This is a genomic window from Streptomyces sp. NTH33 (assembly GCF_003236365.1).
Lineage (GTDB): Bacteria > Actinomycetota > Actinomycetes > Streptomycetales > Streptomycetaceae > Streptomyces.
This window is the reverse complement of record NZ_POTZ01000844.1, coordinates 1-1,599: the sequence shown is the minus strand read 5'-3', so window position 1 is coordinate 1,599 and position 1,599 is coordinate 1. Positions and strand designations below refer to the sequence as shown.

At 67.7% G+C, this 1,599-nt stretch carries 2 protein-coding genes and 1 pseudogene; 1 reads left to right on the top strand and 2 read right to left on the bottom strand.

The genetic code is table 11. The features are described from left to right. Positions 1-65: 65 nt before the first annotated feature. Entirely contained in the window at positions 66-689 is a 624-nt protein-coding gene (locus C1I97_RS36875; RefSeq protein WP_181447092.1) for a transposase, read from the bottom strand. A 169-nt stretch (positions 690-858) separates the two neighbouring features. On the opposite strand from C1I97_RS36875, the gene C1I97_RS36870 reads away from it, so the two are divergent. After that, positions 859-1,320: an integrase core domain-containing protein gene (locus C1I97_RS36870; RefSeq protein ID WP_309147864.1), complete on the top strand. Its 462-nt coding sequence runs from the start codon at positions 859-861 to the stop codon at positions 1,318-1,320. Positions 1,321-1,339: 19 nt separating this feature from the next. Here the strand turns inward: C1I97_RS36870 and C1I97_RS36865 are convergent. Beyond that, a pseudogene (locus C1I97_RS36865) lies at positions 1,340-1,477 on the bottom strand (IS5/IS1182 family transposase); the annotation flags it as partial. Positions 1,478-1,599 lie beyond the last annotated feature (122 nt).

The following is a 1,599-nucleotide window of genomic DNA, read 5'->3' as shown; positions in this document are numbered from 1 at the left end:
CACGGGCTCGGCGTACGGGCTGGTCTCGTTCATCAGGTCACTCACTGTGCGTCACATTCCTGGTGTCAACCGGGGCCCGACCAGCACCCAGCAAGATCACCTCTTACACAGAGGAGTAAACAGCCTCGCGGGTCGATCACCGGAGCGGCCAGCGGGGTGGAGACGGTCCCGATCAGCGCGTTGAGGCCCTTGACCTTGCTGTATCCATAGCCGGCTCCCTGCTTGGCGTAGCCGTAGGTGCGGCGGATCGTGTCGTCGATGTCCACGTAGGCCACCTGGCCGGTGCCGGGCAGCAGCGGGGTGTGCGCGGCCAGGCGGGGCAACAACCGGCGGGCCATCGCGTGCAGTTGCTTGACATGCCCGTGGGTGAAGGAGCGCAGGAACGACCCCAGTGTGGACGCGGCCCGCACCCCGGCGAACAGGCGGGACAGTCCGCCGTGCCGCAGCCGGTCCATGTCATCGATGCTGTCGGCACCCGCGATCATGCCGCCCACCAGCGACATCAGCTTCGCCGCGGGGAAGGCCCCGGTGCCGTCCTTCGAGGCCGGCAGCCGGACGTGCTCGTCGACGAGTGCGGGCAGCGCGCACCGCTCGGCCAGCCGCACCACCGGCTCCAGCCCGCCGTACGCGACCAGATTCGGATCATCGAAGTGTGCGGAGACCTTCGCTGCGGCATGGGAGGATTGCATCTCGGAAGTGCCTTGTCGATTGTGCGTGCTGGAAGCCTGAAGAACTCCCGTCATCGCAGGTCACAGGGCACTTCCTCGTTTCCGGAGAAGTTGTCCACAGGCATCAAGCCGGTGGATCCGGGCTCAGGCCCACGGCATCCTCGCCGCCGACTTCCCGCACCTCGACACCGTGGCGCTGGGGCGCCTGTACGCCCTGATCTTCATCGAGCACGGCACTCGCCGACGACACCTCGCCGGCGTCACCGCCCACCCCACCGCGCGGTGGACCGTTCAGCAGGCGAGGAATTCCGCCATGACGTCGGGGTGCCGGATGGACTCGCTGCGCTTTCTGCTGCGGGACCGGGATGCGAATTACACCGACGCCTTCGACGCCGTCTTCCAGGCCGACGACGTGCAGATCCTGCTCAGCCCGCCGCAGGCACCGAGAGCGAACGCGATCTGCGAGCAAGCCGTGGGCACCCTCCGGCGCGAGCTCCTCGACCGGATCCTGATCCACCACGAGGCCCACGCCCAAGCGGTCCTGGCCGAGTACATCCGGCACTACCACCAGCACCGCCCCCACCGGTCCCGGCGGCAACTGCCCCCGGACAGCACCAAACCGCCCGCTCCAGCCACCGTCACCGACCTCTAGGGCGTGTACGGAGTCGTGATCATGGTGCTGGTTGAAGGCTGCGGATCCAGATGACGGCTCCACGCAGGTGGAGTCCGGCGAGGTAGCTCTCGGGGGTCTTGTCGTAGCGGGTGGCGATCCCGCGCCACGCCTTCAACTTGTTGATCAGGCGTTCGAGCAGCAAGCCACACTGCACACGTAGGTGTGTCTGCCCCGGGGAATGTCCCGGTCGTAGGGGTTGAGGGCCTGCTCGCGGCGGCCGCTGCTGTTCAGCGGTTGCGTGAGCGGTCGACTGGTGCG